General features: G+C 69.5%; 6 protein-coding genes. 5 read left to right on the top strand and 1 reads right to left on the bottom strand.

Features of this window, described 5'->3' with window-relative positions:
- From ABT085_RS42330 to ABT085_RS42310, 5 genes are all read left to right on the top strand, one after another.
- Positions 1-1,730: polymorphic toxin type 27 domain-containing protein (locus ABT085_RS42330; protein ID WP_351621277.1), on the top strand; the 1,730-nt coding region annotated here is incomplete at its 5' end.
- Positions 1,731-1,782: 52 nt separating this feature from the next.
- The gene (locus ABT085_RS42325) at positions 1,783-2,190 is read left to right on the top strand and encodes a hypothetical protein (protein ID WP_351621274.1); all 408 of its coding nucleotides are present in this window, start codon (positions 1,783-1,785) and stop codon (positions 2,188-2,190) included.
- Positions 2,191-2,639: 449 nt separating this feature from the next.
- Positions 2,640-3,860 (top strand): sensor histidine kinase, encoded by a 1,221-nt coding sequence (locus ABT085_RS42320; RefSeq protein ID WP_351621265.1) that lies wholly within the window; start codon positions 2,640-2,642, stop codon positions 3,858-3,860.
- Positions 3,857-4,558: a response regulator gene (locus ABT085_RS42315; protein ID WP_351621262.1), complete on the top strand. Its 702-nt coding sequence runs from the start codon at positions 3,857-3,859 to the stop codon at positions 4,556-4,558. Before ABT085_RS42320 ends, ABT085_RS42315 begins: the two co-directional genes overlap by 4 nt.
- 234 nt (positions 4,559-4,792) lie before the next feature.
- Positions 4,793-5,089: a zf-HC2 domain-containing protein gene (locus tag ABT085_RS42310; RefSeq protein WP_351621259.1), complete on the top strand. Its 297-nt coding sequence runs from the start codon at positions 4,793-4,795 to the stop codon at positions 5,087-5,089.
- A gap of 76 nt (positions 5,090-5,165) precedes the next feature.
- On the opposite strand, the gene ABT085_RS42305 is transcribed toward ABT085_RS42310, so the two are convergent.
- Positions 5,166-6,122, bottom strand: a complete 957-nt coding sequence (locus tag ABT085_RS42305) for an LLM class flavin-dependent oxidoreductase (RefSeq protein WP_351621257.1) — start codon at positions 6,120-6,122, stop codon at positions 5,166-5,168.
- Positions 6,123-6,521 lie beyond the last annotated feature (399 nt).

Here is a 6,521-nt window from a genome sequence, read left to right as displayed (position 1 = left end):
AGGACGCCCGCGACTCCGCCGACGCCGCCGAACTCGACGCGTCCGCCGCCCGCTCCGCCGCCGCCCAGGCCGAACAGGACGCCAAGGACGCCCGAGCGGCGGCCGACCGCGCCGACGCGGCGGCGACCGAGGCCGAACAGGCGGCGAAGGACGCCGAGGCGTACGCCAAGGAGGCCCAGGAGACGGCCCGGCGGACGGAGACCAAGAGCCGCAACGACCAGATCGAGACCGGCTCGGGCGGCGTAAGCGGCGTCTTCTTCAAGACTCGGGTCGAGCCCGTCGGCGACCCGGACATCCTGCACAAGGAAAACTGCAACGTCATCGTCCACGTCGGTGACTGCGTCATCACGGCGAAGATCACCGCCAAGTACTTCGTCGACGTCTACCTGTGCACGGCCGAGAACATCTCGGATTCGCAGTCCGGGTGCCCTCCTTCCGACACCCTGTTCCTCCACACGGTCGAGCTGAAGCCGCAGACCAGGGAAGTCACCTACACCATCTCGACGCTGGAGTTCAACGACGCGGTCGCCAAGGGCTTCGTCAAGGCGCTCACCGAGGACTTCACCAGCTGCTGGGACCTGATCACCACAGGTGGCGGCGGGACCGTGGGCAACTGCGGGTGGGCGGTCTTCGACATCGCCACCCTCGTCTTCGGCAACATGGCCGTCAAGGCCATCAAGGACGGCGTGACGGCGCTCGACGCCGCCATGCGAACCGGCATCGCGATCGACGAGGCGTGGAAGGCGCTGCGCACCGCGGGCCTCACCGATGCCGCCATCGAGGGAATCACCTCCAAGCTCCTGCTGACCAAGTGCTTCCCGGCCGGCACCAAGGTCGCGACGGCAGACGGCCCCAAGTCCATCGAGGACATCGAGGTCGGCGACCGGGTCTGGTCGCTGGACCAGGTCACGGGCAAGAAGTCCCTCCAGCCGGTGCTGCGGCTGTTCAACCGGACCGTCGACTCCCTGATCCGGGTCACCACCGCCGACGGCCAGGTCGAGGCGACCGACACGCACCGCTTCTGGGTACGTGAACGCGGCTGGGTCGAGGCCCGCAAGCTGCGCGCCGGAGACACCCTGGAGGCGCGGGACGGCGGCTCCACCCGGGTCCTCGGCACCACGGTCGTCGAGGGATCCGTCGGGGTCTACAACTTCGAGGTCGCGCGCAACCACACGTACTACGTGTACGCGGGCCCGACACCGGTCCTGGTGCACAACGAGTGCCTCGAAGGGATCGTCAAGGAACTCGTCAAGGACGGCGACCACATCGTCCTGGGGATCAACCCGTACTCCGACCAGCTGGCCTCGAAGACCCTGGGCGGTACCGGCGGCCTCAGCGGCTCCGGGGCACGGACGTTCAACCAGAAGATCCTCGGCAGGCCGGCCCCCAACGGTGACGGGCGTCCGATCTGGATGGTCGGTGTCGAGAAGGCACTGGACAATAAGGCGGTGAAGTTGAGCATCTCGCTGGACGGTGTACCGGACGCGAAGACCGCGGCGGAAGCCCTCGACAAGCTCGTCGAACGCGGGAAGCCGCTGGTGGGCGCCGACTGGGAGTCGGTGGCCAGGCTGGGAAGCAACAACGGCACCGCGTGGGAGATGGCGACGCTGCGTCTCAAGGTGATCCTCGGACGCCGGGACTTCGAGGCCATCGACTGGTACTTCACCAAGCCGGGTGACTCGGCGCCGAGTCTCGTCAAGAACATGCCGAAGCCGGACTGGGCCCAGTGACCCGAAGGCCTCGACAGCAGCAAGAACAGCCAGAACAGGAAGTGCACTGAGAATGCCGGATTTCGTACGAGAGGGACGTCTGTTCCGCGTGGTCAGCTTCGCGGCGTCGCACCGGCAACTGCTGCTGCGCAGCGACGCCACCGCGGTCGACGGAACGGACACCCGGGTCGAGGTGTACTTCGGGCATGTGGAACTCATGCTGCTCAAGCCCATCTACGAGAAGGGCATCCACGTCCGCCGGGCTTCGGAGGCGGAGTTCGCGGTGCTGAAGGAGCGTCATGAACTGCCCGCGGACGACGCGGACTTCACCTGGATGATCGAACCGGACGGGGACAGCTTCGTCGTCTCCGGCAACCCCGAGTGGCGCGAGGCGGACCGCAAGTTCGAGGACCCGTCCCTGTTCGAATTCAGCCGGCCCTGGCCCCCGGACTTCCCCGTGGAGCACGGCAGCGTCGACTGACGCGGACGACACGCTGAGGGCGCCCTGCCTGTCACCGGGGGGCGCCCTCAGCCGTCGGCATCGCCTGTGCGGTCGAGGTCGGCTTCTGCATCGCGTGCGGCGGCAACGCCTCCGACCCACCGTCGCCCGGCGTCACGATGACCACCGCCGGCGCGGGCATGGCCGTGACACTCGCGGCCTCGGTCTGGCTCCTCCTGTCCCGAGGACCGGATCCGGAGCGCCCGTAGGGCCTGCCCGGCGGATCATGCCGCAGAGCCGCGGCCCCGTGTCCGAGAACCCGTGCCCCGGTCCACTCGCACACGGGGCGATACGAGGCCGTCGGGCCCGGCCTGTCACTCGAAGAGGCCAGTTGCGCCGATCGCCCGACTGTGCTGCTGGGACCGGGGATTCAGGTCCGGCCGGCGTACGCCGGATCGGCGGCGCGCGAACGGCGTCCTTACGGTGATGCCATGGCAGTGAACAATGCGCGCAAGCGCGGACCCCGGAGTGCGGTTCGTGACGTGCTGGGCGTATCGGTGCTGTTCGTGCTGTCCGTCATCGGCGCCTCGTTCCTCCCGCACGAGCACCGGTTCGTCGTGCGATGGTCAGCCGTCCTGCTGGCCGGCGTCGGCTGCTTCGCGCTGCTGTGGCGTCGCCGCTTCCCCTTCGCCGTGGCGGCCTGTGCCGTCTGCTGCGGGGTGGCGTTCCAGTTGCTGGGGTTCCGGGAAAGTCCGGTGGTGACCAGTCCGGTCATCGTGTCCGTGTACTCGGTGGCCACGCTGACGGACCGCCGTACGGCCCTGGGCGTGGCCGCGGCCTCGGCCACCGTGCTGATCGGAGCGGCGTTGTTTCACGACCCGGGTTCCGGGCTGCAACCGGACAACGTCGGCATGCTGGCGTGGACGGCCCTGCCGGCGGCGGTCGGGGACGGAGTGCGCTCGCGCCGGGCCTATGTCACGGCCGTCGAGGAACGCGCGGAGCACGCGGAGCGCACCCGTGAACAGGAGGCGCAGCAACGGGTGGCGGCCGAGCGGGTCCGGATCGCGCGTGAACTGCACGACGTCGTCGCCCACCACATCGCGCTGATCAACGCCCAGGCCGGAGTGGCGGCCCATGTGGGACAGCAACAGCCGGATCAGCTCGTCGCCGCCCTCAAGGACATCCAGGAGACCAGCCGGTCGGCGCTGGACGAGTTGCGTGTCACCGTGGGCCTGCTGCGGCAGTCCGGCGACTGCGAGGCACCGCGCGGCCCCATCCCTGGGCTGGAAGAGGTCCCCGCCCTGCTCGCCTCGCTCGAACGGGTCGGCCTCGACGTCCTGTGCACCCGCCACGGTGCGACACAATCGCTGGCCCCCGCGGCCGATCTGGCCGCCTACCGCATCATCCAGGAGGCCCTGACCAATGTGCGCAAGCACGGCAGCGCGGACAAGGCCCGACTGAGCCTGAGCTACACCCCCCGATGGCTGACCATCACCGTCGAGGACGACGGCCCGACGCTCCCGCAGGAACCGCGGCAGGGCACCGGCCACGGACTGATCGGCATGCGGGAGCGGGCAGCCAGCGTGGGCGGCACGCTCACCGCGCAGACCAGGCCCGAGGGCGGATTCGCCGTGATCGCCGAACTACCCCTGCGCTCTGCCACGACGGCGGGCGGCGGGGCACCACATGCACTACCGGAGGTCCGGACATGACGATCCGCGTTCTGCTCGCCGACGACCAGGCGCTGCTCAGGGGCACCTTCAAGATCCTCTTTGATTCCACGGAGGACATGGAGGTCGTGGGCGAGGCCTCGGACGGCCACGAGGCCGTGGAACTGGCGCGCGCCCACCGCCCCGACGTGGTGCTGATGGACATCCGGATGCCCGGAATGGACGGCCTGGACGCCACCCGCGCCATCAGCGAAGCCGAAGAGCTCGCGGCGGTGAAGGTGCTCATCCTGACCACCTTCGAGAACGACGAGTACGTCGCCGAGGCCCTGCGGCGCGGTGCAAGCGGGTTCCTCGGCAAGGGGGCGCAGCCGGACGAGCTCCTCGACGCCGTCCGCACGGTGGCCGCCGGTGAGGCGCTGCTCTCCCCGGCGGCCACGCGGGCCCTGATCACATGCTTCCTGGCCCAGCCCGAACCCTGTGCGGGCGCGGTCCACCAGCAGCTGGCCTGCCTCACTCCCCGGGAACGCGACGTGATGAGCCTCGTCGCGCTCGGCCTGTCGAACGACGACATTTCCGAACGTCTGTTCGTCAGCCCGTTGACCGTGAAGACGCACGTCAACCGCGCCATGAGCAAGCTCGCGGTCCGCGACCGGGCCCAGCTCGTCGTCATCGCGTACCAGTGCGGTCTGGTCAACGCGACGACGGATCGCGGTCCGTCTCCGTCCCCCCTCTCCGTATGACGAAAGCCCGGCCGGACGCCCCCTTCTGCGCAGGCGGAGCAGCCTGACCTGCCGGGTACTGCGCCCGCAGTACCCGGCAATCACTGCGGAGGGACGACGCGCACAGGGACAGTCGTCGGCCAGTCTTGGAATGCGCCACAAGGCCTGAATCCATGCTTTGCACGGCCGCCTGAACCAGCTGGACCTTGTGGAACGCCCGGGCGGCCGGGCGTCGCAGTACGGAGAGGATCCGACATGGCCACCAACCACGCCGAATGCCGCGCAGTCCACGACCTCCTGGCCGAGCACGCGCTCCAGCTCCTTGCGCCCGAGCAGGCCGGCTCCGTCGTCGCTCACCTGGACGCCTGCACCGCATGCCGGGACGAGTACCACTGCCTCGCCGCGGTCGCCGGACACCTCTCCTCGCTCCGCGAGGCCCTGGCCCCCCGGCTCTGCCCGCGTCAGCGCCACGGCCGGGGCTCCGCCGCCAGGGACTGGTCCACGTCCCTCACCCTGTCCCAGTGGGTCGACCGCATGGCGTATGTCAGGTGACGCCGCAGATCAGCCGACGCCGGGAGGAGCTCCGGTCCGCCGTGCGGGCGCCGCAGGACGGGAGGCGGCACGAGCCTCACCGATCCTTCGCCCGCAGCAGGGGCAGGACCTGATCGGCGAGCTCCTCCAGCCCGGCGGCGTGGTCATCGGTCGCCAGCCGGATCACCAGGTGGCGGGCACCGGCCTCGATGTAGCCCGACAGCCATGCGGCGGCCTGGCCGGGGGTGCCGGCGAACACGGCCTGGAGAGAGGCGATGAATTCGAATGGCGCGTTGTAGTACCTCTCGACACTCGCCCGCAGGCGCCGCTGCGCGACCTCGGGATCCTCGTCCAGACAGAGCGTCGTATAGAGCGCGGGGGTGACCGCGCGGGACGGCGCGGCCTGCTCGGCGACCCTCTCGACGAACTCGCGGTCCTGCGCGTACGCGGCCGCCGTCGGCGGATACGGCAGCCAGCCGTCGGCGAGGCGAGCCACGCGCCGCAGTCCTGCCGCACCGCTTGCCGCCAGCCAGATCGGCGGCCCTCCGGAACGCGACGGGGAAGGCGCGATCCGTAGGTCCTCGAAGGCGAAGTGATCACCCTTGTAGGACACGGTCCGCCCCGACCACAGCTGCCGCATCGCGTCGATCGACTCCTCCATGCGGCTCATCCGGGTGCCGAAGCCGATGCCGAGCGCCGCGAACTGGGCCTGGGTGGCCGGGTTCGGGAAGCCTCCGCCCAACCCGGCGATCAGCCGTCCTCCCGAGAGCCGGTCGAGGGTGGCGAACTGCTGCGCCAGCAGGATCGGATGGCGCAACGCCGGCAACAGCACGGCGGTGCCGAGCGTGACGCGCTCGGTGGCCTGGGCCGCGGAAGCCAACAGCAGCAGCGGATCCGCGCGCTGCCTGGTCACGGGTCCGTCGCCCGCCCAGACCGAGTCCAGCCCCAACCGCTCCGCCCGTCGCGCCTGAGTGACGAGCGGAGCCAAGTCATGTTCGTCCCGAACGGCAAGTTCGCGTGTCGGCAGCAAGTAGCCGATCTTGAGCCTCGTCATCCGCCCTCCCGGTCACCACGGGGCTCCGAGCGTATGGCACGAGGTTCTCGGTCCTGCCGCATCGACGCCATATCCGGACAGCCGAAGCGCGTGCCTCGCGGACCGCCTTCGAGACCGCGGTCACATTCATACCGACCGCTCCGTGAGCTCCCGTTCGCGCAGTGTCGCGGAACCGGTGAAGCACCCCACATGACCCACGTCACCCACTACCCGCGATAGTGGACAAAAAGGGACAGGTTTAGACGTACATCCATGCCCTGACCTGCGGATTGAGAGCCAGCTCACATAGACTGGCCAACACCCCAATGCGGCCACAACTAGTAAAAGGGGTCATTGCGGACATCGGTCGGGGCTGGTTGTCTTGAGGACGTCGCCAGGCACCACGGCCCCCCAGGGATC

The sequence above is a fragment of the Streptomyces sp. NPDC002265 genome (genome assembly GCF_040296125.1).
Lineage (GTDB): Bacteria > Actinomycetota > Actinomycetes > Streptomycetales > Streptomycetaceae > Streptomyces.
The sequence above is the reverse complement of the archived record's forward strand: the minus strand, read 5'-3'. Positions and strand labels throughout refer to the sequence as shown.